The sequence below is a fragment of the Monashia sp. HAY1-2A genome (assembly GCF_056755315.1).
Window position 1 is genome coordinate 1 of the sequence record NZ_JBNDHY010000041.1, and the last position, 24,502, is coordinate 24,502.

Genomic DNA, 24,502 nt, shown 5'->3' on the forward strand with positions numbered 1-24,502 from the left:
CTCTCCGTCGTCGGCAGCGTCAGATGTGTATAAGAGACAGCCCTCGAGGGTGGCCGCCCGTCGGCGTGGCTCACGTGCTCATGCCGGCTCGCGCCGGCTGGAGCCGGCTGGAGCCGGCTGGAACGCGGTCAGGCCGTGACGCTCGTGTAGCGCAGGTAGGGCTTGACCTCCTCGACCGCGTCGTCACCGAAGCGCTCGCGGGCGTCGGCGGTCGACAGGGTCGGGGCGACGATGACGCGCTGGCCCTCGCGCCAGTCGGCCGGCGTCGAGAACGGGCCGCGGTCGGTCAGCTGGAGGGCGTCGACGGCCCGGACGATCTCGTCGAAGTTGCGCCCGACGCTCTTGGGGTAGGTGAGGCTGAGCCGCACCTTGTTCGAGGGGTCGATGACGAACACCGAGCGGACGCTCGAGGTGTCGCCCTCGCCCGGGTGGATCATGCCGTACAGCTCGGAGACGGTGCGGTCCTCGTCGCCGATGATCGGGTAGGCCACGGCCGCGCCGCCGACCTCCTCGATGTCGCCCTTCCACTCGTCGTGCTTGTCGGTCGGGTCGACCGAGACGGCGAGCACCTTGACGTTGCGCTTGGACCACTCGTCCTCGAGCGCGGCGACCCGGCCGAGCTCGGTCGTGCAGACCGGCGTGAAGTCGGCCGGGTGGCTGAACAGGACGGCCCACGTGCCGTCCTTCCAGTCGTGGAAGCTGATCTGGCCCTCGGTGGTGTCGGCGGTGAAGTCGGGGGCGACGTCGCCCAGTCGCGGTGATGCCATGGCTCGTCCTCTCGCGGTCGGGCGCACTCCACGCCCCGGTCTGCGAGCCATTGTGGCCACGAAACCATGCTTTGCGTTATGGGTGTCCAAATGTTGTGACGCCGGGGATGGTCGGGTGGCCCCGGCTCGGGCGGACCGCGGTGCTCGGGACGGCTCAGCGGCGCTCGAGGTCGACGACGACCGGCAGGTGGTCCGACGGCACGGGCTCCCGCCCGCCGAGGTCGACGACGCGGGCATCCGTGGAGACGAGGTCGGGGGTCGTCAGCACCCAGTCGACGCGCGGGCCGCCGGGCACGACGGGGCCGAGCGCGGGGAAGGTGCCGGGGGTCGCGGCCGTGACGTGCGGTGCGACGGCGTCGACGAGACCCGCGTCGAGGAGGGCGGCGTGCGGCTCGGAGGCTCCCGCCTCGGCGTTGAAGTCGCCGAGGAGGACGCTCGGGTCGTGGCCCAGGCTGCCGGCGAGGAGGCGCGCCCCCTCCAGCCGGGCGAGCTCGCTGACGTCGTCGAGGTGGGCGTTGACGAACGTGTACGTCGTGTGGTCGCCGGCGTCCCGGAGCCGGACCGTCGTCGCCGTGCGAGGGTAGGCGGCCCCCCACGCCGTCGAGCCGGGCACCTCGGTGCGGTCCGAGAGCCACCAGGTGCGCCACGAGAGCAGGTCGAAGCGCGCGGTGTCGTAGATGACGGCCGTGAACTCGTCGTTGCGGGCCCCGAGCCGGCCCTCGCCCAGCCATCCGTACCGGCTCGGCAGGTGGGCGGCGAGGTCGTCGAGCATGCGCGCCGACGCCTCCTGGGTGCCGAGCACGTGCGGCCCGAGCTCCTCGATGACCGACACGACGCCCTCGAGGCGGTCCGGCCAGTGCGGCGGCTCGAGCGCCGTCTCGGTGCGCAGGTTCCACGTCATGACACGCATCGTCCGATCCTGCCCCACGCCGAGCGCCTGCGACAGGTTCACGGTCCGCCGTCCCCGGCGCCGGGCGCGTGGCAGTGCCCTCGTCGGTGGGAACGTCTCCTGCACGCCATCCGGCTGTGGGATGCTGACCGGCCGTGAGCCCTTCGTCGCCGAACCCCGAGGACGACCGGTCCTCGGCCTACCAGCTGCCGCCGCCGCCCGGCTCCGGCCCCCAGCTCCCGCAGGTCCCGCCCGCGCCCGCCGGGACGCCCTTCACGGCGCCCGGACCCCCCGCCATGGCCTCCCACAGCGGCCCGCCGTCCACCGACGCCGGCCCGACCGTCGGCCCGTACGGCGCCTACCCGGAAGCCTTCGCCCCGCCCCCGGGTCCCGACGGGCGCGAGCACCGCCCCGGCACGAACGGCCTGGCCATCGCCGCCCTGTGCTGCGGCATCGCCGGGCTGCTGCCCGTGGCGGCCGTCGTCGGCATCGTGCTCGGCGTCGTGGCGCTGAACCAGCTGCGACGCGTCGTCCAGAACGGTCGCGGCATGGCCGTCGCGGGGATCGTCCTGGGCGCGGTGTGGCTGCTCGGCTGGGGCGCCCTCCTCGCGATCGGCATCGCCTCCGACTCGAGCGGGTCGGGTGGCACGAGCCCGTCGCCCCGCCAGTCCGGCCACCAGGTCAGCGTCGCCGACCTCAAGGCCGGGGACTGCTTCGACGACGACTCGACCGGCGAGGACGAGGAGGTCGGGGACGTCACCGTCGTGCCGTGCACGACGGCCCACACGAGCCAGGTCATCACCGTCTTCGACCTGCCCGCGGGCTCCTACCCGGGCAAGGACAAGGTCGTCGCGGCCGCCGAGAAGGGCTGTCGCGGCAAGGGCGACCCCCTCGTGCGCGAGGACCGCATGGACGAGGTCGAGCCGAGCTTCATCTACCCCTCCGACGCGTGGACGTGGTCGGAGAGTCGGACGATCCAGTGCCTCGTCGACGCGCGGACCGGAACCGTCACCGGCAGCGTCCTCAAGTAGCACCACACGAGCCGAGGCCCCCTTCCGTGCGGAAGGGGGCCTCGGCGTCAGGCGTGGTCCCGCGTCGCGGGGCGTCGCGGGCAGTTGCGGGTCAGCGGGGCTCCTCGCCGCGGATGAAGGCCTCGAGCTTGGCCCGCCCGACCGTGTCCTCGCGCTGCTCCGGCGGCGACTTCATGAGGTAGGACGACGCCGACAGCAGTGCGCCGCCGATGCCGCGGTCCTTGGCGATCTTCGCCGCGCGGATGGCGTCGATGATGATGCCGGCCGAGTTGGGGGAGTCCCACACCTCGAGCTTGTACTCGAGGTTCAGCGGCACGTCACCGAAGGCGCGACCCTCGAGGCGGACGTAGGCCCACTTGCGGTCGTCGAGCCAGGCGACGTAGTCCGACGGGCCGATGTGGACGTTGCGGTCGTCCTTCTTGCCGGCGAGCGGGCCGCTGAGGTTGGACGTGACGGCCTGCGTCTTGGAGACCTTCTTGGACTCGAGACGCTCGCGCTCGAGCATGTTCTTGAAGTCCATGTTGCCGCCGACGTTGAGCTGGTACGTGCGGTCCAGCACGACGCCGCGGTCCTCGAAGAGCTTGGCCATGACGCGGTGCGTGATCGTCGCACCGACCTGGCTCTTGATGTCGTCACCGATGATCGGCACGCCCGCAGCCTCGAACTTCGCGGCCCACTCCGGGTCGGAGGCGATGAAGACCGGCAGGGCGTTGACGAAGGCGACGCCCGCGTCGATGGCGCACTGCGCGTAGAACTTGTCGGCGGCCTCGGAGCCCACCGGCAGGTAGGAGACGAGGACGTCGGCCTTCGCGTCCTTGAGGGCCTGCACGACGTCGACCGGCTCGGCAGCCGACTCGTCGATCGTCTGCCGGTAGTACTTGCCGAGCCCGTCGAGCGTGTGGCCGCGCTGGACCGTCACACCCGTCGTGGGCACGTCGGTGATCTTGATCGTGTTGTTCTCCGAGGCGTTGATGGCCTCGGAGAGGTCCTTGCCGACCTTCTTGTCGTCGACGTCGAACGCGGCGACGAACTGCACGTCGCCGACGTGGTACTCACCGAACGTCACGTGCATGAGGCCGGGGACGGTGCCGGTGGCGTCAGCGTCCTTGTAGTACTCGACGCCCTGCACGAGCGAGCTCGCGCAGTTGCCGACGCCGACGATGGCGACGCGTACGGATCCCATGGATCACTCCTTGTGGTTGGTGGTGCTCGGGTGGTTCGTGCTCGGGGTGGTGCTGCTCGTGGGGGTCGTGCCGGTGGGCTCGTCGAAGGCCGCCGGGCCGGGGTCGAGGGCCGCGCGCCGCTCGGCGACGATGAGCTCCTCGAGCCAGCGGACCTCGCGCTCGGCCCGCTCCTCGCCGTGCTGCTGGAGGGCCAGCGTGTAGCCGTCCATCCGCTCGCGGTTGCGGGTGGAGGCGTCGCGGATGTTCGCCAGCCGCTCCTCGAGGCGGGAGCGCCGACCCTCGAGGATGCGCAGCCGCACCTGCGCCTCGGTCCGGGAGAAAAAGGCGAACCGCACGTCGAAGTCATCGTCGTCCCACGCGTCCGGGCCGCTCGCGGCGACGAGGTCCTGGAAGTGCTCCTTGCCCTCCGCCGTGAGCTCGTACGTGATGCGCGGGCGGCGGCCGGTCCCGGCGGCCGGTTCCTCGGTCTCGTGGATCCAGCCGGACTCGACGAGGTGGCGCAGCGCGGGGTAGAGCGAGCCGTACGAGAGCGCCCGGAAGATGCCGAGGGCCGTGGTCAGCCGCTTGCGCAGCTCGTACCCGTGCAGCGGACCGTCGTGCAGGAGCCCGAGCACCGCGAACTCGAGCAGCGTCGCGCGGCGGCTCGCGGGGCGGGAGGACTTCGGCACGATCGCCACTGTACATGCAGATATATCGGCGCGATACATCATGCCGACGCATCACGGTGACAGGGTCGCGCGCTTCGTCCCCCATACCCGGGTCGACACGTGCAGCGCCTGTGCAGGCCCTGTGAGGTCCGTCGTCCCGTTTGGCCGTCTGGCGCTGCGTCGGGTCATACTGATGAGCGGCCCGGGGCGGAAGCTCGGGCCACATCGCTGAAACGGAGTTGATGAGTGAGTCCGAGCAGGCACGAGGTCCGTGCCGCCCAGCTGGCGGCCTCGAAGGGCGGCACGCGCGGCGCCGGCAGCGGTCGGGGCGACGGTCGGGGCAGCGGCGCCGGCGCGGGACGCAGCGGCTGGCGCACGTGGGTCGTCGGCACCCTCAAGTGGGGGTCGATCGCGGGCGCCGTGCTCTTCGTCCTCGGTGTCATCGGCGTCTTCATCGCCTACAACAAGATCGACATCCCGGCCGCGAACGAGATCGCCAACCGCCAGGTCTCCATCGTCTACTACGCCGACGGCAAGACCGAGCTGGACCGCATCTCCTCCCAGGACGGCAACCGGGAGTCGGTCGACCTGAGCCGCGTGCCGAAGTTCGTCCAGGACGCGCACCTCGCCGCCGAGGACCGCACCTTCTACGCCAACAACGGGATCTCCGTCGGCGGCATCCTGCGTGCCGTCAAGACGAGCGTCACCGGCGAGGCCCAGGTGGGTGGCTCGACGATCACCCAGCAGTACGTCAAGAACTACTTCCTCACGCAGGACCGCACGATCTCCCGCAAGGCCCGCGAGATCCTCCTCGCCATCAAGATCGACGGCCAGCGCAGCAAGTCCCAGATCCTGCAGGACTACCTCAACACCATCTACTACGGGCGCGGTGCCTACGGCATCCAGAGCGGGGCCAAGGCCTACTTCGGCAAGGACGTCAGCAAGCTGACCATCCCGGAGGGCGCCGTCCTCGCCTCCGTCATCAACGCCCCGTCGCTCTACGACCCTGCGAACGGCCCCGGCGCCAAGGCCAACCTCGAGAAGCGCGTCGACTACGTCCTCGACGGCATGGTCTCGGAGGGCTGGCTCAGCCGGGCCGAGCGCGCCAAGTACACCGAGCTGCCGAAGATCCTGCCGTACAAGCCGAACCAGTTCTCGTCGGGACCCAACGGCTTCATCACCGCGCAGGTCAAGCGTGAGCTGATCGCCAACGGGCTGACCGAGCAGGACATCGACCAGGGCGGCCTGCGCATCACGACGACGATCGACAAGAAGGCCCAGAACGCGGCGATCACCGCGATGCAGGACAACCTGCCCAAGAAGGTCCAGGGCGGACTCGTCGCGATCAAGCCGGGCGACGGCGCCGTCATCGCCATGTACGGCGGCGCCGACTACCGGAAGAACCAGTTCAACTCGGCGACGCAGGCGATCATGCAGGGCGCCTCGAACTTCAAGCCCTTCGCCGTCCTCGCCGCGGTCCGCGACGGCATCTCGACGAAGACGAAGTTCGACGGCGACCAGCCGCAGGAGATCGACGGCACGAAGATCACGAACTTCGGCGAGCGCTCCTACGGCATGGTCGACATGCGCCGGATGATCGGCCGCTCGATCAACACCGCCTTCGTCAACCTCAACAACACCATCACCCCGAAGCTGACGCGTCAGGCGGCGATCGACGCCGGCATCCCGGAGCGGACGCCCGGCCTCGACGACACCCTGACGAACGTCCTCGGCACCGCCTCCCCGCACGTCATCGACATGGCGACCGCCTACTCGACGATCGCCGCGCAGGGTGTCCGGTCCAAGCCGTACTTCGTCAAGAGGGTCACCTCGACGACGAGCGACTTCAGCTACACCGCCAAGCCGCAGACGCGTCGGGCCTTCGACAAGGACGTCACGGCCGACGTCACCGACGCCATGACCTACACCGTCAAGGACGGCGGCACCGCGACCAAGCTCCAGCGGCTCGACCGCCCCGTCGCCGGCAAGACCGGTACGTCGTCGTACGCCAAGTCGATCTGGTTCTCGGGCTTCGTGCCGCAGCTGGCCGTGTCGATCGGCATGTACAAGCCGGACGCGAACGGCAACCCGCAGACCCTGACCGACGCCGAGGACACCAACCTCACCGGTGGCACCATCCCGGCCGACGTCTTCTACGACTTCATGAAGATCGTCATGGACGGGGTCCCGGTCCAGGACTTCCCGCCGCGGGCCGGTGTCGGCGACGACAAGGTCCCGACGCCGACGACGACCTTCACGCCGCCGCCGGACACGGCGACGCAGGAGACGACGACGACGCAGGCCCCGACGACGACGACCCGGACGCCGACGCCGACGAAGACCAAGGGCACCGGCAAGCCGACGCCGACCGACTCCCCGACGAACACCGTGACCGTCCCGCTGCCGTTCCCGTCCACCACCACCACCAAGGGCGGCGGTGGCGGTGGCGGCGCCGGTGGGTGAGTCCCGGTGACGCGGTCGCACGCCTGGCGGGACGGCCCCGGCCGGCGCGGTGACCTCGTCCGGCGCGGTGACCTCCTGCGCCGTGACGACCTCGCCCGCCGCGGTGACCCGGTCGTCACCGCGGCGTCGGAGGTCATCGGTGGTCCGCGCGGCCGCTACGCGGCGGCCCGCGAGCTGCCGTGGGTGCTGACGGCTGCCGTGCTCTCCGCGCTCACGGCCGTGACGGCCGGCCTCGGCATCCTGCTCCGGGCGCCCTGCCTGCGCACCGGGTTCACCGGTGACACGCAGTTCTGGAGCGCGTGCTACGCCGACCTGCCGAACGCCTACCGGGACGGCAACGTCAAGGCGGGGCTGGCGGCCTTCCTGCAGGGCGGGTCCGCCGCACCGACCACCGGGCAGCCGCCCCTGACCGGCCTGGCCCTGACCGCCCTCGCGAGCCTCGTGCCCGACGAGGGATCGCTGCGCAGCCGGGCCGCCTGGTACTTCGCGCTGTGGTCCGTGCTGCTGACCCTGCTGCTGCTGCTCGTCGTCTGGCTCGTCGCGTCGTCGGCGTGGTCCTCGTTCTCGGCCGCCCACGTGGCCGTGTCCCCGGTTGCCGCCCTCGTCGGGTTCGTGTCGGCCGACCTGCTCGGCGTCGCGCTCGCGAGCGCCGGCCTGTGGGCGTGGTCGCGCCGGCGTCCGACCCTGGCCGGCGTCCTCCTCGGTGCAGCCGTCGCCGCACGCAGCTACCCCGTGCTCCTCGTCGTCGCCATCGGCCTGCTGTGCCTGCGGTCGGGGCGGATGCGCGCCTTCGGCCGACTCGCGCTGTACGCGTTCCTCACCTTCGGCGGCATCCTGTCCGCCGTCTCCTTCCTCAACCCGGCGGCGGCCGCCTCGGCCTACCTCGGGTGGTCCTCGGCGCCGGCCGGCTACGGCTCGCCGTGGCTGTTGCCACAGCTGGCCGGGCATGCCATGGCCGCCGGCGTCGTGACCGCCCTGGCGGCGTTCGGCTGGCTCGTCGCCGTCCTCGCCGGGGCGGTCCTCGCCCTGTCGTCGTCCCGCCGGCCGACGGTCGCCGAGGTCTCGCTCGTCATGGTCGGCATCGTCCTCGTCACCGGCAAGTCGTTCACGGTGCAGAGCTCGCTGTGGCTCCTGCCCCTCGTAGCGTGGTGCGCCTACCAGTGGCGCGACCACCTGCTCTGGGCCCTGGCGGAGGCGCTCAACTTCGTCGCCGTGTGGCTGACCATCGCGGCCACGACCGTGCCGGACCGCGGCATGCCCCCGGCCTGGTACTCCCTCTTCTCGATGCTGCGGGTCGTCGCGGTGCTGTGGCTCGTGGCCGTGGCCTGGCTGCGGGCCCGTGACCGGTGGGGACGCCGTGGCACGGCCGAGGACCCGGCGCCCGAGCACGACGACCTCGCCGGCCCGCTGGTCGGCGCCGAGGACCGGCTCATCGTCCGCTTCGCCTGACGTCCGATTTCCGCGGACCCCGGCCCGCCGGGTAGTCTTGCCGGGTTCGCCGTGCGCCCCGGTGGCCTGTGGAGAAGCCCGACACCTGTCGGCCCCATCTGCTTGGCTGTGACCCGAGGCTCGCGGCGGGACGTTTGCAACCCTCCTGTCACGGGAACGACCCGTGACCGCCGAGACCAGAGGAGGTGGGTTAGAAGCATGCGTCAGTACGAACTCATGGTCATCCTCGACCCCGAGACCGAGGAGCGCACCGTCGGCACGACGATGGACCGCTTCCTGACCGTCGTGAAGAACGGTGGTGGCAGCGTCGACAACGTCGACATCTGGGGCCGTCGTCGCCTCGCCTACGACATCAAGAAGAAGTCCGAGGGCATCTACGCCGTCGTCAACTTCACCGCCGAGCCGGCCGTCGCCCAGGAGCTCGATCGTCAGCTGAACCTCAGCGAGTCGATCATGCGCACCAAGCTGCTCCGCCCCGGCGCCTGACCACGCACCGATCACGCACGCGCTGATCACCCGCTGATCACACCCGCGCGATCACCCTCGGGCTCACCACCGAGTCCCAGCCCCCGAGCGTTCGCTCCGATCACCCAGCGAAGGACTGATCCATGGCAGGCGACACCGTCATCACCATCATCGGCAACCTGACCGCCGACCCCGAGCTGCGGTTCACGCCGTCGGGTGCAGCGGTCGCGAACTTCACGGTGGCCTCGACGCCCCGGATGTTCGACCGCCAGAGCAACGAGTGGAAGGACGGCGAGACGCTGTTCATGCGCTGCTCCATCTGGCGCGACGCGGCGGAGAACGTCGCCGAGTCGCTCCAGCGCGGCATGCGTGTCATCGCCTCGGGTCGCCTCAAGTCCCGGTCGTACGAGACGAAGGAAGGCGAGAAGCGCACCGTCGTCGAGATGGACGTGGACGAGATCGGTCCCTCGCTCCGTTCGGCCACCGCGAAGGTCAACAAGACCCAGCGTGGCGGCGGAGGCGGTTTCGGGGCCGGCCAGCAGGGCGGCGGCTGGAGCGGTGGCCAGGGTGGCGGTCAGGCCGAGGACCCGTGGGCGACCGGTGGTGGCCAGGGTGGACAGGGTGGCGGCCAGCAGGGCGGCGGCTGGGGTGCTCCCGGCGGTGCCCAGGGTGGCCAGGGTGGTCAGCCGAGCGGCGGTAACCAAGGTGGTGGCTGGGGCCAGGCCCCCAGCTACGACGAGCCGCCGTTCTGATCGGACGCTGATCGGTCGCTGATCCGAAGCGGATCCCGTCGCCGGCCCGACCGGCATCCGCCGCCTCGCGCGGCACCACACCAGAGATCGAAGACCCATCCCGGGGCGCAGACCCCGGGCTCTCATCACGAAGGAGAGCACCACGATGGCAAAGCCCGTTGTGCGCAAGCCCAAGAAGAAGGCCAACCCGCTCAAGGCGGCGAAGGTCGAGAACATCGACTACAAGGACACCGCGCTGCTGCGCAAGTTCATCTCCGACCGCGGCAAGATCCGCGCGCGTCGCGTGACCGGGGTGTCCGTCCAGGAGCAGCGTCTCATCGCCACGGCCGTCAAGAACGCCCGTGAGATGGCCCTGCTGCCCTACTCGAGCTCGGCTCGCTGAGTCCGTTCCGCTCGAGAACCAGGAGAACAGATATGAAGCTCATCCTCACGCACGAGGTCACCGGCCTCGGTGCTGCCGGTGACGTCGTCGAGGTCAAGGACGGTTACGGCCGCAACTTCCTGCTCCCGCGCGGTCTGGCGACCCCGTGGACCAAGGGCGGGCAGAAGCAGGTCGACGCCCTGACGAAGGGCCGCGAGGTCCGCTCGATCAAGGATCTCGACACCGCCAAGGGCATCAAGGGCCAGCTCGAGGCCACGGCCGTCACGGTCGAGGCCCGCGCCGGCCAGTCCGGCCGCCTCTTCGGCGCCGTCAGCAACGGTGACATCGCCGACGCGGTCAAGGCCGCCGGTGGTCCCGAGCTCGACAAGCGCAAGATCGAGGTCAAGCAGGCCATCAAGACGACCGGCTCCTACGAGGCCACCGTCCGCCTGCACCCGGAGGTCTCCGCGACGCTGAAGTTCGACGTCGTCTCCGCCTGACCCAGGCACTGCACGGCCGAAGGGGCCGGGAACCGCACGACGCGGTTCCCGGCCCCTTCGCCGTGTCCCCCGTGTCCGGGTCGCTGGGATCCGACGCCTCGTCAGGCGTCGCGGGTCGGCAGGCGGCACGGGTCGGCGGGCGGCAGGGGCCATCACACCGGTCGAGGGCGTCAGGTCGAGTCGCGCACGACGAGCTCGGTGCCGAGGACCCGGATGCGCTCGACCTCCTCGCCGGCCAGCAGCCGCAGCAGCGTGTCGGCCATGACGACGCCCATCTCCTGGGCCGGCTGCGCCACGGTCGTCAGCCGCACCTTGCCGCGCGTGGCGTACTTGCTGTTGTCGAACCCGACGACGGCGACGTCCTGGGGCACCCGCAGCCGGCGTTCCTCGAGGGCGAGCAGCACACCGCTCGCCATGAGGTCGCTCGCGACGAACACGGCGTCGACGTCGGGGAACCGGTCGACGAGGGCGAGGCCGGCCCGGATGCCGCCGGCCTCGGTGAAGTCGCCGTGGACGAGCCGCTCGTCCGACAGCCCCGCCTCCCGCATCGCGTCGCGCCAGCCCTGCTCGCGGTCGACGGCGGCCGGCATGTCGGTCGGTCCGGTGATCGTCGCGATGCGCCGGTACCCGCGCTCGACGAGGTGCCGGGTGGCCTGGACGCCGCCGAGCCGGTTGTCGACGTCGATGTAGTAGTCGGCCGGGTTGGCCACCTGTCCGAGCGGCCGGCCACCGAACACGACCGGCAGCGAGCGGCCGAGGGAGGCCAGGAAGTGGTCGCCGGAGTGGTGCGACACGACGATGGCCCCGTCGACGTTCCCGCCGAGCAGGTACCGACGCGTCTTGTCCGACGGGCTGCTCGGATGCGTCAGCTGCAGGTTGAGCACGTACTCGCTCGCGTCGAGGCGGTCGCTGATGCCCTGCACGACGTCGGCGAAGTAGGGGTCGCCGAAGAACCGGTGGGCATCTTCGGGCACGACGAGCGCGATCGACATCGTGGCCCGTGCCACGAGCGAGCGGGCCGCCCGGTTCGGGACGTAGTTCAGCTCGGCGATGGCCTTCTCGACGACGGCGAGCACGTCCGGGCTGACCCTCGGGGACCCGTTGATGACGCGCGACACCGTCGCCCGCGACACGCCGGCAACGCGCGCGACCGCCTCGAGCGTCGGGCGCTCGGATGCGGCGCCCACGCCCGTGGTCGGTCGCGTGGCCGTGCCGTCACTCATGCCTCGGTGTCTCCTGCCGGCCGGCGGGGCCGGTCCTGCTCGTCGGTGTCGGTCCTCGTCCCAGTCTCGGCTCCGGCGGCGTCGACCGCCTCGGCGTCCGCAGGGTGGCCGGTCGGCAGGACCCGGCTCGCGATGACCCGGGCGAGGTCGAGGGCGCTCGCCTTCGGCGTCCGCACCTGGGTGTCGTAGTCGACCCGGACGATACCGAAGCGCTTGGCGTAGCCCCACGCCCACTCGAAGTTGTCGAGCAGCGACCAGTAGAAGTAGCCACGGACCGGCACGCCCGCCTCGACGGCGTCGAGGACGGCGCCGAGGTGGGCCCGCACGTAGGCGACGCGGTCGGCGTCGTCGACGAAGCCGTCGGAGTCGGGGACGTCGTCGAAGGCCGCGCCGTTCTCGGTGACGTGGAGCGGGACCCCCGCCGGGCCGGTGTACTCGTCGTGCAGGCGGTGCAGCAGGCGCGTCAGGCCGTCGGGCTGGATCTCCCAGTCCATCGCGGTGACCGGCAGGCCGCGGGGGTGCCGGAACGCCGAGTCCGCCGCGGGGAAGGGCGAGCGGGTGTGGCGGCCGCCGTTGACGTTGGCATCGAGGGCCACCGGAGGCTCCCAGTGCGCCACGGCCTCGCCGTTGTAGTAGTTGACGCCGAGCACGTCGATCGGCGTCGAGATGACGGCGAGGTCACCGTCGCGCACGTGCTCCTCGAGGCCCAGGCCGCGCACGTCCTCGAGCAGGTCGGCGGGGTAGGCGCCACGGAACACCGGGTCGAGGAAGACGCGGTTCATCTGGGCGTCGACGCGTCGGGCCGCGTCGACGTCGCGGGGGTCGGTGGGGTCGAGCGGGTCGGCGACGGTGAAGTTGAGGGTCAGACCGAGCTCGAGCGACGCGTCCCGGGCGCGGAGCTCCTCCACGACGCGGCCGTGCCCCAGAAGGAGGTGGTGGGCGGCGGCGAGGCCGTCGCGCACCGAGGTACGGCCGGGCGCGTGCATCCCGGCGGTGTAGCCGAGGAAGGCCGAGCACCAGGGCTCGTTGAGGGTCGTCCACGTGCGGACGCGGTCGCCGAGACGGTCGTGGACGGCCGCGGCGTACTCGACGAAGCGGTCGGTCGTCTCGCGGGAGGTCCACCCGCCGCGGTCCTCGAGGGCCTGGGGCAGGTCCCAGTGGTAGAGCGTCAGCCACGGCGCGATGCCGGCCGCGAGCAGCTCGTCGACGACCCGCTCGTAGAAGTCGAGACCGGCCGGGTTGACCGTGCGGCCGTCGGGCACGACGCGCGACCACGACGTCGAGAACCGGTAGGACTGCAGTCCGAGCCGGCGCATCAGCGAGATGTCCTCGGGGAACCGGTGGTAGAAGTCGCAGGCGACGTCACCCGTGTCGCCGTCGACGACGGCGCCGGGGGTGTGCGAGAACGTGTCCCAGATCGAGTCGAGCCGACCGTCCTCGTGCCGCGCGCCCTCGATCTGGTAGGCGGCCGTCGCGACGCCGACGACGAAGTCCTCCGGCACCGGGCGACCTTGCGCGACAGCATGGTTCGCGCTGGCGAGGGAGCGGTCGCCCGTGGGCTGGATGGTCTGGCTGGTCTGGGTGGACGTGGTGGGGGCGGTCATCCCTTGACTGCTCCTTGCATGATGCCGGACACGAGCTGCTTGCCGGCGAAGACGAACAGGACGATGAGGGGCAGCGCCATGAGCACCACGCCGTTGAGCACGAGCGAGTAGTCGACGAAGTAGGCGGCCTGCAGCTGTTGCAGGGCGACCGGCAGGGTGGGGTTGCCGGGGTCGAGGATGATGAAGGGCCAGAAGAAGTTGGTCCACGTCGCGATGAAGGTGAACAGGCCGAGCATCGCGGCGCCGGGCCGTGCCGCGGGCAGCGCCACCGACCAGAAGGTCCGCAGCGTCGAGGCACCGTCGACGCGCGCCGCCTCGATGAGCTCGTCCGGCAGCGCCTCCTGCAGGTACTGCGTCATCCAGAAGACGCCGAAGGCACTCACGGCGCTCGGCAGGATGACCGCCCAGAGGCTGCCGATCCAGCCGAGCCGGCTCATGACGATGAACAGCGGCACGATGCCCAGCTGCGTCGGCACGGCCATCGTCGCGACGACGAAGACGAGCAGTCCGGTGCGCCCCCGGAAGCGCAGCTTGGCGAAGGCGAAGCCGGCCAGGGCCGAGAAGAGCACGACGAGCAGCGCCACCGTCGAGCTGACGACGATGCTGTTGCCGAGCGCCTTCCAGAAGGGGATCGACGCGGCGACCGTCGCCGCGTTCTGTAGGAAGTGCCCGCCCGGTACGAACGAGTACGGGTCGCGCACGATCGCGGCGGCGTCCTTGCTGCCGATGACGAAGGACCACCAGAGGGGGAACGCCGACGCGACGAGGACGACGGCGAGGAAGGCGTAGGCCGCGGGGCCGGCCTGGGTGCGGCGCACGAGCGCCGTGCTGCGGCGCAGGGTCGGGGTGCTCATCGTGATCCCTTCGAGGCGATCCGGCGGGTGACGAGGAAGTTGAGGACCGCGAAGAGGACGACGACGAGGAAGAGCATCCAGGCCACGGCGGCCGCGCGGCCGAAGTTCTTCTGCGTCCAGCCCAGCTGGTAGAGGTAGAGCGTCAGCGTCTGCCACTGGCGGTTGGCGCCGCCGAGCCCGTACTGGTCGTACATCCGTGGTTCGTCGAAGATCTGCAGGCCGCCGATCGTCGAGGTGATGACGACGAAGATGATCGTCGCGCGCAGCTGCGGGACGGTGATCGCCCAGAAGGTGCGGATGCGTCCGGCGCCGTCGATGAGGGCGGCCTCGTAGTAGTCGCGCGGGATCGCCTGCATCGCGGCGAGGAAGATGAGCGCGTTGTAGCCGGTCCAGCGGAAGTTGACCATGGTCGCGATGGCCAGGTGGCTCGGCAGGACGTCCTTGTGCCACTGCACCGGGTCGAGGCCGACGAGGCCGAGCAGGTGGTTGACGAGGCCGAACCGGTCACCGAAGAGGTCGCTGAAGACGAGGGCGACCGCGACGGGGGCCACGACGTACGGCAGCAGGACGCCCATGCGCCAGAAGGTGCGGGCCCGCAGCCCGCTGTCGAGGGCCGCGGCGATGAGCAGCGCCGCGACGACCTGGGGGACGCTGGAGAGCAGGAAGATGCTCAGCGTGTTCTTCAGCGCGTTCCAGAAGTAGGGCTGGGCCAGGACGTCGGTGTAGTTCTTCAGGCCGACGAAGTCGCCCTGCCCGCCGATGAGGCTCCACCGGTGCAGCGAGACGTACGCCGTGTAGAGCAGGGGGAACAGCCCCACGACGGCGAAGAGGACGAAGAACGGGCTGACGTACGCGTAGGGGGACGCCTTCTCGTCGACGCGGGTCAGGCGGCGGCGCCAGCCGGCGCGCGGTGCGAGGGGGGAACGCGCCACGACGCCCACCGGCTGACCGGGTGACGCCTCCATGAGGCGCCCGGCATCACCGGGCGCGCCGGGCGCATCGGAGGCGCCGGGCGTGCCCGGTGTGCCGGGTGTGCTGGGCTGACGCTGGGCGGGGGACTGGACGGTCATGGGCGGTCCGCTTCGTCGGGCGGGCGGCCCGGTGCCGGGTGTGGTCACCGGGCCGCCCACGTGTCGGAGGGTCTGGCCGGCGTCAGCCGAGCGCCTTGACGTCGGCGACCCACGTGTCCCACGACGCCTGGGGTGCCGTGCCCTGCTCGACGCGGGTCAGGGCCTGCTGCATGGCGTCGTTGATGGCGAAGTAGTGCGCGCCCTTGTAGGGCGAGACCGTGACGGCCTTGGCGCGGTCGGCGAAGATCTGCCCGGTGGGGGCGTCGTTGAACGAGGCGACCTTGAAGGACAGGAGGTCCTGGCTGTCGAGCGCGGCCTTCTGGCTCGGGAACGCGCCGACCTTCTTGAAGGCCTTGACCTGCTGCTCGGGCGCGGTCAGCCAGGCGGCGAGCTCCTGGGCCTCCTTGGGGTGCTGGCTCTGCTTGGGCACCACGAGGTAGCTGCCACCCCAGTTGCCGCCGCCACCGGGGAAGGTGTTGGCGACGTCCCAGCCCTTGACGCCCTTGGCGTTGCCCTCGATGATGCCGACCATCCAGCCGGGGCAGAGCATCGTGGCGAACCCGTCCTTCTGGAACGAGGCGGTCCAGTCGTCGCCCCACTGCTGAAGCTTGGCCGAGAGGCCGTCGGTGATGCCGGCCTGGACGACCTGGTCGTAGAGCTTCCTGACCTCGGGGTTGTCCGTGGCGGTGATGCTGTCGTCGGCCGGGTTCTCGTAGGCGGCCTGGACCTGGTTGACCATGCCCTGGTAGGTGGCGCCGATGCTGTCGAAGAACGGCACCTTGGACTTCGCTGCGAACTGCTTTCCGGCGGCGAAGTAGCTGTCCCACGTCGTGCCGAACAGCTTGGCGACCGCTGCCCGGTCGCTCGGGAGGCCGGCCTTCTTGAACAGGTCGCTGCGGTAGCAGATGGCCTCGGGACCGGAGTCGGTGCCGTAGCCGATGAGGTGGCCGTCGGCGTCGGTGGCCGCCTTGGCCTTCCAGTCGAGCCAGCGGCCCTGCACGTCGGGGCTGTTGAGGTCGGTGAACTTGTCGGAGTACTGGAGCATCTCGGGGAGCCAGTCGACCTCGACCGCCTCGACGTCGGCCATGCCGCTTCCGGCCGAGAGGCGGGTGAAGAAGGTGTCGCGCGCCTCGTTGGAGGTGGCGGCCTTCTTGTGGGTGACCTTGATGTTCGGGTGGGTCTTCTCGAACTCGGGGATGAGGTCCTCGTAGCCGAACTGGTTGAAGGTCGCGAGGGTCAGGGTGACCGGGCCACCGGCCCCGCCCGCCTGGGTCGCGGGTCCGTTGTCGGCGCTGCCCGAGCTGCACGCGGTGAGCGCCAGCAGTCCGACGGTGAGGGTGGCGAGCGCGACGTTCCGGGGACGCGTCAGGCGGATGCCGGTGCGGGTGGTGCGGGCTGTCATCGGAGAGCTCCTTCGGTCTCTGCCCAGTGTGGGTGTGGGAGCGCTCTCCCTGCGGGAGGAACGGCCGTGAGAGCGCTCTCACGGGAGAGGATGGAGCCGGTTCCGGCCGACCGTCAAGACTCGTGACCATTCCGTGACCGCGGACCGGGCCGGAACGGGGCGAATCGCCTCGCCCTCGTCGAGGGGGTGCCGGTCCGGCTTGCCGCGTCTAGCGTTGTCCCATGGGACCGGCGCAGGAGCCCCGGGGCGAGGACGCCCGCCGCGCGAGTCACGACCTCGTGGCCATCGGCCGCGTCGGCGTGGACCTCTATCCACTGCAGCACGGGGTGACCCTCGACGAGGTCCGCACGTTCGAGAAGTTCCTCGGTGGCAGCGCCGCCAACGTGGCCGTCGCCGCGACCCGCCACGGCCGCCGCAGCGCGCTCGTCAGCGCCACCGCCGACGACGCGTTCGGCCGGTACGTGCACCGCGAGCTGCTCCAGCTCGGGGTCGACGACGCCTACGTCCAGACGGTCGTCGGCGGACCCCCGACGCCGGTCACCTTCTGCGAGGTGTTCCCTCCGGACCACTTTCCCATCTGGTTCTACCGGTACCCGATCGCGCCGGACCTGCTCGTCACCCCGGAATCCCTGCCACTGCAAGCGATTCGCGATGCCGAGGTCTACTGGTCGACCGTGACCGGGCTGAGCCAGGAGCCGAGCCGCGAGGCGCACTTCACCGCGTGGCGCGAGCGCGGCCGCCGCCCCCTCACCATCCTCGACCTCGACCACCGCCCGACGCTCTGGCCACGTCCGCAGGACGCACCCCACCTCGTGCGCCAGGCGCTCGCCCACGTCACCGTCGCCGTGGGCAACGTCGGGGAGTGCGAGGTGGCCACCGGTGAGCGCGACCCCGAGCGTGCCGCCCGGGCGCTCATCGAGGCCGGCCTCGAGCTCGCGGTCGTGAAGCTCGGTCCGCGCGGCGTCCTCGCCATGACGCCCGGCGCCACGGTGCGCGTCGCGCCCTTCCCGGTGCAGGTCGTCAACGGCCTCGGTGCCGGGGACGCCTTCGGCGGCGCTCTCGTGCACGGGCTCCTCGCCGGCTGGGACCTCGAGCGGGTCCTGCACTTCGCGAGCGTCGCCGGCGCCATCGTGGCCGGCCGGCTCGAGTGCTCGACCGCGATGCCGACGACCGCCGAGGTGAGCGCGTTGCTGTCCGACGTCGCCGTCGTGGAGTGAGCCGGCGGGTTCGGCGCGGCGCAGCCGACCCAGGGGCCGGCCGTCCCGCCCTCGAGCGTCCCGGGGCAGAGAAAAACCCGCCCCCGCTGGTCACGTCGCCGAACTCGACCAGCGGGGGCGGGTGCCCTTGACACGGTGACCCGACAGGGGGAGGAGGTCACCGAGTCGCACAGGAGCAACTCACGAGAACGACTATGACCGGCCGACCTTAAAGAAGGCTGGGAAGCCCGTAGCAGTTCTCTTGGACCTGGGACCTTGGACCTTGGACCTGGACCTTGGACCTGGACCTGGACCCCGACCGGGACGTGGCCCGGGCGGGCAGGGCCCGCCGTGGGTATGCCGCTGGGGTCGCGTCGTCGCCGACGCCACGTCCGTACGACCGGCAGGAGCCCTGTGCAGACCTTCGTGCCCCACCCCGACTTCGCGGCCACGGCGCGCGCGCTCGACCAGCGTCGGCTCGGCAAGCAGCGTGTCGAGGTCATCCAGATCGTCCGGGCGCTCACCGTGCCGGGGTACGCGTGGGCGTCGCACCCGGCGGTCCTCATGTGGAAGGGCTACGAGGAGGCGCTCGGCCGCTACGGCCTGGCGATGTGCGAGGAGTGGGTGGCGCGCGGCTTCGACGACTCGTGCGCGGCGACCATCGTCGCGGACCTGAGGGCTGCCGGCGTCACGCGGCTGCGCGGCTACGAGCAGCTGCGCGCGGGCGGTGGGCTGCCGCCCTGGCTGTTCGACGACGAGGTGGTTCGCAGCCACCGTTCCGCGCTCGTGCGCAAGGACCCCGAGCACTACCGGCCGCTCTTCCCGGACGTGCCACCGGACCTGCCCTACGTGTGGCCGGTGCGCTCGGAGGCGGTGCTCGAGCGGGAACGTCGTCGGGTGGCCGCCGCTCGGCGTCGGGCCGAGGCGGCCGAGCGTCGGGCCGAGCAGCAGCGGGAGGCGAGCCGACGGCGTCGCAGCGCAGCGGCGAAGAAGGCGTGGCTGACGCGTCGGGCCAACCGTCACGGGAACACCTGACCGGCGCCGGCCCTCGGGCGTGGGCGAAGGGACCGGCACCCGAGGCGCGTACGAGGCTCGACGCGGCGCTCCAAGGCGCTACCTCGCGCTACCTGGCGCCATCTGGCGCTACGTCGCGCCGACGACCATCCAGTCGTCCTGGCGGCCCCGCCACCACAGGCCGGCACCGCGGACCACCATGAACAGCGTGAACGCGAGCCACAGGACGACGACGTCGTGCACCGCCGAGCCGGTCGGCCCCACCGCCCGCACCGCGAGGACCACCGGCAGGTAGGCGAGGAGCGTCACGACCATGCCCCCGGCCAGCCAGCGGCCGTCGCCGGCGCCGATGAGCACGCCGTCGAGGACGAAGACGTAGCCGGCCACCGCCTGGCCGAGTCCGACGACGACGAGGGCCGCGCCGAGCGCGTCGCGCACCGCGGGGTCGCCGGTGAACAGAGCCGGCAGGACGCCGTGCAGCGCCGTCACGACGAGGCCGACCGCGAGGCCGCCCCACACCCCCCAGCGGACCATCGTGCCCATGGCGACGCGGACGCCTTCGCGGTCACCCGCGCCGAGGGCGCGGCCGGTGATGGCCTGGGCCGCGATGGCCAGCGCGTCGAGGGCGAAGGCGAGGAACGACCACACCGTCATCGCGACCTGGTGCGCTGCGAGGGTGACGTCGCCGAGCGACGCGGCCACCCACGTCGTGAGGAGCAGCGTGGCGCGGAGGGCGAGCGTACGCACGAGCAGCGGGACGCCGGTGCGCGCAGCGGCCAGGACGCGTCCCGGATGGGGCCGCAGGTTGGCGTGGCGTGCACGCGCCTTGACGAGCAGGGCGGTGACGAGCCCCGCTGCCATGCCGGTCTGGGCGATGACGGTGCCCCAGGCGGATCCGGCGATGCCCCAGTGCAACCCGTAGACGAAGGTGAGGTTGAGTGCGAGGTTCGCACCGAACCCGACGACCGACGCGACGAGCGGGGTCGTCGTGTCCTGGAGCCCGCGGAGCACGCCGGTGACGGCGAGCACCACGAGCATCGCGGGCAGGCCGAGCGCGGAGATGCGCAGGTACGTCGTCGCCTGCTCGAGGACCTCCGGCGACGCGCCGAACGCGGCACAGATCGGGCGGGCCGCGAGGGCGGTGAGCACCGCCGTGCCCGCGCCGAGGCCGAGGGCGAGCCACAGGCCGTCGATGCCGGCGCCGATGGCCGCGCGGTCGTCGCCGACGCCGAGGTGGCGGGCGACGACGCTCGTCGTGCCGTAGGCCAGGAAGACGAAGATGCCGGCGGCGGTCACGAGAGCCGCGCTCGCCACCCCGAGTCCGGCCAGCTGCGCCGTGCCGAGGTGGCCGACGATCGCCGAGTCGGCCAGCAGGAAGAGCGGCTCGGCGATGAGGGCCAGGAACGCCGGGACGGCGAGCCGGAGGATGTCGCGACGGTGCGTCGTCGGTGCGGGGGGGCTCATGCCTGCGCCACCCGGGCGGCGGACGGGGCGTCGAGCGTGGGCGGGCCGAGGTGCTTGAGGGCCTCGCGGCGGGACAGTCCGGACAGGCCGGGATGCGTGGACACGAAGGCGCGCACCCACGCGGGGTCGTGGCGCGCGTGGTCGCGCAGCGCCCAGCCGATCGCCTTGCGGATGAAGAAGTCCCGGTCCGCGATGTTCGCCTCGATGGTGGCGGTGAGCAGGTCCTGGTCGAGGCGCGGCCCCGCACCGACCTGGCAGATGATCGAGGCTCGCCGCACCCACATCGAGTCGCTGCCGGACCAGTCGCGCATCCGCAACCCCTCGACCTGCGGAGCGCCGGCGAGCGTGTCGCGCACGAGGTGGGTCGCGATGTCGTCGACGACGTCCCACCAGGCGCCGGCGCGGATCAGCCTCTCCCACAACGGCATCGCGTCGCTGTCGACCCAGTGCCGATACCCCGGGTGACGCGCGAGGGCGAGGGCGGCGTACCACTGCTCACGGAGGGTGGCGGTGCGCCAGAGCTGCTCGATGGTGGCTTGCCACTGTTCGCGCGACTCCATCCGGAGGCCGGGGTCGCGCAGGAGGGGAGTCAGTGCAGCCTTGAGCCGGGGCGAGGTGAGGCCGGCGTACGGCAGCGCCGACTTCATGTAGCGCTGCTGGCCCGCGGCGCGCTCCGCGTCGGCGCCGGCGAGCAGAACGGTCCGCACCTCCGAGGCCAGGGCGGGGTGCGGTCCGGTCCTCATTGCTCCACGGTAGCGGCCGGGTCCGACGCCGCCGGCCCGTGATCGAAGCGTGAGCGCTTGACGGCGCGGCCGAGGTAGCCGAAGACCCACGGGCGCATGAGGCGGGGCAGGGGCGCATACGCCCGCTCGACCTCGACGAGGGCCAGTCCGGACCCCTCGACGAGCCGGTCGATCGGACGCGTCAGGTGGCACCCGTCGAACAGGCGCCTCTGCAGGGGCTCGAGACGGCGCTGCCACCGACGCACGCCCTCGTCCGGGGCGACGCCGTGCTCGAGGAAGTGCAGGGTGCCGCCCTCCTTCAGCACGCGCCGCACCTCGTCGAGGGCCGCCGTCACGTCCGGGATCGTGCACAGGGTGAAGGTCGACAGGACCGCGTCGACGCTGGCGTCCGGGAGGCTGAGGCGTTGCCCGTCGAGGTCGCCGCGGACGATGGGGGCCGAGCTGCGCGAGCGTCGCCCGGCGCCCAGCCGCCACCCCAGGTCCGAGGGCTCGACCGCGACGATGCGCGTCACGGCGTCCGGGTAGAAGCCGACGTTGAGGCCACTGCCGAACCCGAGCTCGACGACGTCACCGCGCAGACCTTCGCAGGCGCGGGCGCGCAGTGCCCTGATGGACTCGTCCTCGCCACCGGCCGCGACGAGGCGCGGCGTCACCTGCTCGGCCCAGATGCCCACGGCGCCCGCCCGCCGGCGTCGGCCGTCAGGCCGGGGTGCCGAAGCGGACGGCGTTGCGGGCGCGGGCCCGTTCGCGTTCGACGTCGCGGTCCTTGGGCGGGGCGCTCGTCGTCAGGTGGTCGAGCAGGTGCTGGGTGGCGTGGGCGATCGCCTCGACGGCCTCGTCGAAGGCGTGCTGGTTGGCCTGGCTGGGCCGGGTGCTGCCGCTCACCTTGCGCACGTACTGGAGGGCGGCGGCGCGGACCTCGTCGCTCGTGGCGGGCGGCTCGAAGTTGTGGAGCTGTCGGATGTTGCGGCACATGCTCCGAGGGTATGTCGCCCCGCCGTCGGGCAGCGCGTTGGCGGGCCGCGACGGCCGTCCGGGCGGGCGGATCTGTCGTGTGGGGCCTTGCGGACATGGAAGTTCGTAAAGTTTACTAACCTCCATGACGACCGCCCCGCCCCGCGCCGGACGCGTGTCCCCGCGCACCGCCGTGCTCCCCGCTCACGGCCGCCGGCACAACCTGTCGCTCGTGCTCCAGCTGCTCTACTCGGTCGGCGCGATGAGCCGTGCCGACCTCGCCCGCCGTCTGGGCATGAGCAAGGTGACCGTCTCGGACCTCGTCGCCGAGCTCGTCGACAGCGGCCACGCCGTCGAGCTCGGCCCCTCCGACGAGGTGCGCCCCGGCAAGCCGGCCCTGCTCGTCGACGTCAACCGCACCGGCCTGCAGGCCATCGGGGTCGACCTCGCGGCCCACGAGGTGCTCCGCGGCGCCGTCATGGACCTCGACGGCACCATCCTCGTGCGCGCCGAGCGCCCCATCGGCGAGGACTCCGGCCAGGCCGTCCTCGACTCCGTGCTCGACCTCGTCCACGAGCTCGTCGGGGCCGCGACGGCGCCGATCCTCGGGATCGGCATCGGCACGCCCGGCATCGTGGGCCCCGAGGGCGCCATCGACACCGCGCCCAACCTCGGCTGGACCGACGTGCCCCTGCGCGACGTCGTCGCCGGTGCCACCGACCTGCCCGTCTTCATCGTCAACGACGCCGACGCCGCCGTGCACGCGCACTACACGCTCGGCGACGGCGGCGACGACCTCGTGCTCGTCAAGATCGGTCGCGGCGTCGGTGGTGGTGTCATCGTCGGCGGCCACCGCGTCCGCGGGGCCCACTTCGCCGCCGGCGAGATCGGGCACGTCACCGTCGGCACCGACGGCGGCGCACCCTGTCGGTGCGGCAAGGTCGGCTGCCTCGAGACGTGGGTGTCCGCCCCGCACCTGGAGAAGGCGCTCGCGACCTCGGGCGACGAGGCGCCCCTGCGGGAGGCCGGCGAGCGGCTCGGCATCGCCCTCGCTCCCGTCGTCGCCGCGCTCGACCTGTCCGAGGTCGTGCTGTCCGGACCCGAGCACCTCGTCGGAGGCGCGCTGCGGGACGCCGTGGAGGAGACGCTCCGTGCCCGCCTGCTCGCCCGGCCCGAGGCCGACCTGAGCGTCCGCCTCGCCGACCGGTCCGACGACATCGTCCTGCGCGGTGCCGCCGTCCTCGTCCTCTGGGAGCAGCTCGGCGTCGCCTGACGCTGAGCCAACCGCCGCTTCCCGGCCCGCCCGGGGCCTCACGCCCGGACCCTCACGCCGGATCCTCTCGCCCGCATCCCTCGGCCCCTGCCACCACCGCACGTTCCCGGAAGGCACCACGAATGACGACCCAGCAGCGCCTCATGACGGTGACAGCCGTCGCCGCCTCCCGGCTGGACAGGACCGGCCGCTCCTGCGAGCAGGTGGGTTGATGGAGGTCATCGTCCTGCCGACGCCTGCCGACGTCGCCCGGCGCGCCGCCCAGGTCGTCCTGGTCGGGCTCACCGACGCCGGGCGGCCCGAACCCGTGCTCGGGCTCGCGACCGGGTCCTCGCCGCTGGGGCTCTACGCCGAGCTCTCGCGGGCCGTCGAGGACGGCCGGCTCGACCTGCGACGGGCCCACGGCTTCGCCCTGGACGAGTACGTCCGTCTGCCCGAGGGCCATCCGGAGTCCTACCGCCAGGTGCTCCTGCGTGAGGTCTGCGAACCGCTCGGGCTGCCCCCGGAGCGGCTCCACGTCCCGGACGGGTCCGGCACCACCGAACGCGAGCTCGCCTCGGGGGCAAGGGAGTACGAACGAGAGATTCTGGCCGTGGGCGGCGTCGACGTGCAGATCCTCGGCATCGGCGCCAACGGTCACCTCGGGTTCAACGAGCCCGGCTCGTCTCTCGCCTCGCGGACCCGCGTCAAGCGGCTGTCGGACCGCACGCGCCGGGACAACGCCCGCTTCTTCGGCGACGACGTCGACGCCGTCCCGACCCACTGCGTCACGCAGGGCCTCGGTACCGTCCTCGACGCGCGTCGGCTCGTCCTCGTCGCCTCCGGCGCCGGCAAGGCGGCCGCCGTGGCCGCGGCCGTCGAGGGGCCGCTGTCGGCGTCGTGTCCCGCGTCGGTGATCCAGTGGCACGCCGACGCCGTCGTCGTCCTCGACGAGGCGGCCGCGGCGGGGCTGCGCAACCGCGACTACTACGACGCGTCGGCCGCGGGTCTGGCCGAACCGACCACGCGACGATCCACGAGGTGGTAAAGGGAGTCCCCGCAGTTGTTCACGGGTGGCAGCTCCAGCTTCTGTGGACAACCCCACAGGGTCGTGGAATCTCTCCTCCACACCCCGTGGACGCTCGTCGTCGCAGGTCAGAGTGGGTGTGCGGAGACGGGGCGGACGCCTCCCCACAGTTGTGCACACACCTTGTCCAC

The 24,502-nt window shown here is 71.9% G+C and carries 24 protein-coding genes; 11 read left to right on the plus strand and 13 right to left on the minus strand.

What is annotated here, in order from left to right:
* Positions 1 to 128: 128 nt before the first annotated feature.
* Positions 129 to 767: a peroxiredoxin gene (locus ACPYOM_RS08345; protein ID WP_481341695.1), complete on the minus strand. Its 639-nt coding sequence runs from the start codon at positions 765 to 767 to the stop codon at positions 129 to 131.
* A 154-nt stretch (positions 768 to 921) separates the two neighbouring features.
* Complete coding sequence (locus ACPYOM_RS08350; RefSeq protein WP_481341696.1) at positions 922 to 1,677, minus strand: endonuclease/exonuclease/phosphatase family protein; 756 nt, start codon at positions 1,675 to 1,677, stop codon at positions 922 to 924.
* Between the two features lie 134 nt (positions 1,678 to 1,811).
* Here ACPYOM_RS08350 and ACPYOM_RS08355 point away from each other — a divergent pair, with 134 nt between their 5' ends.
* Positions 1,812 to 2,687 carry a DUF4190 domain-containing protein gene (locus ACPYOM_RS08355; RefSeq protein ID WP_481345598.1) on the plus strand — a complete coding sequence of 292 codons (876 nt, stop codon included), beginning with the start codon at positions 1,812 to 1,814 and terminating at the stop codon, positions 2,685 to 2,687.
* A 91-nt stretch (positions 2,688 to 2,778) separates the two neighbouring features.
* Here the strand turns inward: ACPYOM_RS08355 and ACPYOM_RS08360 are convergent, their stop codons facing one another.
* Both ACPYOM_RS08360 and ACPYOM_RS08365 read right to left on the minus strand, forming a co-directional pair.
* On the minus strand, positions 2,779 to 3,870 hold the full coding sequence (locus ACPYOM_RS08360) for an inositol-3-phosphate synthase (RefSeq protein ID WP_481345599.1): 1,092 nt from the start codon (positions 3,868 to 3,870) through the stop codon (positions 2,779 to 2,781).
* Between the two features lie 3 nt (positions 3,871 to 3,873).
* Positions 3,874 to 4,539 carry a PadR family transcriptional regulator gene (locus ACPYOM_RS08365; RefSeq protein ID WP_481341699.1) on the minus strand — a complete coding sequence of 222 codons (666 nt, stop codon included), beginning with the start codon at positions 4,537 to 4,539 and terminating at the stop codon, positions 3,874 to 3,876.
* Positions 4,540 to 4,764: 225 nt separating this feature from the next.
* On the opposite strand from ACPYOM_RS08365, the gene ACPYOM_RS08370 reads away from it, so the two are divergent.
* From ACPYOM_RS08370 to rplI, 6 genes are all read left to right on the plus strand, one after another.
* The gene (locus ACPYOM_RS08370; RefSeq protein ID WP_481345600.1) at positions 4,765 to 6,981 is read left to right on the plus strand and encodes a transglycosylase domain-containing protein; all 2,217 of its coding nucleotides are present in this window, start codon (positions 4,765 to 4,767) and stop codon (positions 6,979 to 6,981) included.
* 6 nt (positions 6,982 to 6,987) lie between these two features.
* Positions 6,988 to 8,430, plus strand: a complete 1,443-nt coding sequence (locus ACPYOM_RS08375; RefSeq protein ID WP_481345601.1) for a glycosyltransferase 87 family protein — start codon at positions 6,988 to 6,990, stop codon at positions 8,428 to 8,430.
* 198 nt (positions 8,431 to 8,628) lie between these two features.
* Positions 8,629 to 8,916 carry a 30S ribosomal protein S6 gene (gene rpsF, locus ACPYOM_RS08380; protein ID WP_481345602.1) on the plus strand — a complete coding sequence of 96 codons (288 nt, stop codon included), beginning with the start codon at positions 8,629 to 8,631 and terminating at the stop codon, positions 8,914 to 8,916.
* Between the two features lie 122 nt (positions 8,917 to 9,038).
* The gene (locus ACPYOM_RS08385) at positions 9,039 to 9,647 is read left to right on the plus strand and encodes a single-stranded DNA-binding protein (RefSeq protein ID WP_481345603.1); all 609 of its coding nucleotides are present in this window, start codon (positions 9,039 to 9,041) and stop codon (positions 9,645 to 9,647) included.
* A 145-nt stretch (positions 9,648 to 9,792) separates the two neighbouring features.
* Positions 9,793 to 10,029, plus strand: a complete 237-nt coding sequence (gene rpsR / locus ACPYOM_RS08390) for a 30S ribosomal protein S18 (RefSeq protein ID WP_013494395.1) — start codon at positions 9,793 to 9,795, stop codon at positions 10,027 to 10,029.
* A gap of 32 nt (positions 10,030 to 10,061) precedes the next feature.
* The gene (rplI, locus tag ACPYOM_RS08395; protein WP_481341704.1) at positions 10,062 to 10,508 is read left to right on the plus strand and encodes a 50S ribosomal protein L9; all 447 of its coding nucleotides are present in this window, start codon (positions 10,062 to 10,064) and stop codon (positions 10,506 to 10,508) included.
* A 170-nt stretch (positions 10,509 to 10,678) separates the two neighbouring features.
* Here the strand turns inward: rplI and ACPYOM_RS08400 are convergent, their stop codons facing one another.
* The 5 genes from ACPYOM_RS08400 to ACPYOM_RS08420 all read right to left on the minus strand — a co-directional run bounded on the left by ACPYOM_RS08400 (position 10,679) and on the right by ACPYOM_RS08420 (position 16,661).
* Positions 10,679 to 11,731, minus strand: coding sequence for a LacI family DNA-binding transcriptional regulator (locus tag ACPYOM_RS08400; protein ID WP_481341705.1), 1,053 nt, complete (start codon positions 11,729 to 11,731; stop codon positions 10,679 to 10,681).
* Positions 11,728 to 13,335: a GH1 family beta-glucosidase gene (locus ACPYOM_RS08405; RefSeq protein WP_481345604.1), complete on the minus strand. Its 1,608-nt coding sequence runs from the start codon at positions 13,333 to 13,335 to the stop codon at positions 11,728 to 11,730. The genes ACPYOM_RS08400 and ACPYOM_RS08405 overlap by 4 nt, the downstream gene beginning before the upstream one ends.
* Entirely contained in the window at positions 13,332 to 14,189 is an 858-nt protein-coding gene (locus ACPYOM_RS08410; protein ID WP_481345605.1) for a carbohydrate ABC transporter permease, read from the minus strand. Before ACPYOM_RS08410 ends, ACPYOM_RS08405 begins: the two co-directional genes overlap by 4 nt.
* Positions 14,186 to 15,154 carry a carbohydrate ABC transporter permease gene (locus ACPYOM_RS08415; RefSeq protein ID WP_481345616.1) on the minus strand — a complete coding sequence of 323 codons (969 nt, stop codon included), beginning with the start codon at positions 15,152 to 15,154 and terminating at the stop codon, positions 14,186 to 14,188. The genes ACPYOM_RS08410 and ACPYOM_RS08415 overlap by 4 nt, the downstream gene beginning before the upstream one ends.
* Positions 15,155 to 15,341: 187 nt before the next feature.
* Positions 15,342 to 16,661, minus strand: coding sequence for an ABC transporter substrate-binding protein (locus ACPYOM_RS08420; protein ID WP_481341708.1), 1,320 nt, complete (start codon positions 16,659 to 16,661; stop codon positions 15,342 to 15,344).
* Positions 16,662 to 16,882: 221 nt separating this feature from the next.
* Here ACPYOM_RS08420 and iolC point away from each other — a divergent pair, with 221 nt between their 5' ends.
* Both iolC and ACPYOM_RS08430 read left to right on the plus strand, forming a co-directional pair.
* Positions 16,883 to 17,878, plus strand: coding sequence for a 5-dehydro-2-deoxygluconokinase (iolC, locus tag ACPYOM_RS08425; RefSeq protein WP_481341709.1), 996 nt, complete (start codon positions 16,883 to 16,885; stop codon positions 17,876 to 17,878).
* 393 nt (positions 17,879 to 18,271) lie between these two features.
* On the plus strand, positions 18,272 to 18,892 hold the full coding sequence (locus ACPYOM_RS08430) for an MSMEG_6728 family protein (RefSeq protein ID WP_481345606.1): 621 nt from the start codon (positions 18,272 to 18,274) through the stop codon (positions 18,890 to 18,892).
* A gap of 108 nt (positions 18,893 to 19,000) precedes the next feature.
* Here the strand turns inward: ACPYOM_RS08430 and ACPYOM_RS08435 are convergent, their stop codons facing one another.
* The 4 genes from ACPYOM_RS08435 to ACPYOM_RS08450 are packed head-to-tail and all read right to left on the minus strand — an operon-like array spanning position 19,001 to position 22,053.
* A complete protein-coding gene (locus ACPYOM_RS08435) occupies positions 19,001 to 20,335 on the minus strand; it encodes an MATE family efflux transporter (RefSeq protein ID WP_481345607.1) in 1,335 nt (444 codons plus the stop codon).
* A complete protein-coding gene (locus tag ACPYOM_RS08440; RefSeq protein WP_481345608.1) occupies positions 20,332 to 21,078 on the minus strand; it encodes a DNA alkylation repair protein in 747 nt (248 codons plus the stop codon). The genes ACPYOM_RS08435 and ACPYOM_RS08440 overlap by 4 nt, the downstream gene beginning before the upstream one ends.
* The gene (locus ACPYOM_RS08445) at positions 21,075 to 21,752 is read right to left on the minus strand and encodes a class I SAM-dependent methyltransferase (protein WP_481345609.1); all 678 of its coding nucleotides are present in this window, start codon (positions 21,750 to 21,752) and stop codon (positions 21,075 to 21,077) included. Before ACPYOM_RS08445 ends, ACPYOM_RS08440 begins: the two co-directional genes overlap by 4 nt.
* A gap of 25 nt (positions 21,753 to 21,777) precedes the next feature.
* Positions 21,778 to 22,053, minus strand: coding sequence for a DUF2277 domain-containing protein (locus tag ACPYOM_RS08450; RefSeq protein WP_481341714.1), 276 nt, complete (start codon positions 22,051 to 22,053; stop codon positions 21,778 to 21,780).
* A 124-nt stretch (positions 22,054 to 22,177) separates the two neighbouring features.
* Here ACPYOM_RS08450 and ACPYOM_RS08455 point away from each other — a divergent pair, with 124 nt between their 5' ends.
* Positions 22,178 to 23,305, plus strand: coding sequence for an ROK family transcriptional regulator (locus tag ACPYOM_RS08455; RefSeq protein ID WP_481345610.1), 1,128 nt, complete (start codon positions 22,178 to 22,180; stop codon positions 23,303 to 23,305).
* Positions 23,306 to 23,516: 211 nt separating this feature from the next.
* Positions 23,517 to 24,332 (plus strand): glucosamine-6-phosphate deaminase, encoded by an 816-nt coding sequence (locus tag ACPYOM_RS08460; RefSeq protein WP_481345611.1) that lies wholly within the window; start codon positions 23,517 to 23,519, stop codon positions 24,330 to 24,332.
* Positions 24,333 to 24,502 lie beyond the last annotated feature (170 nt).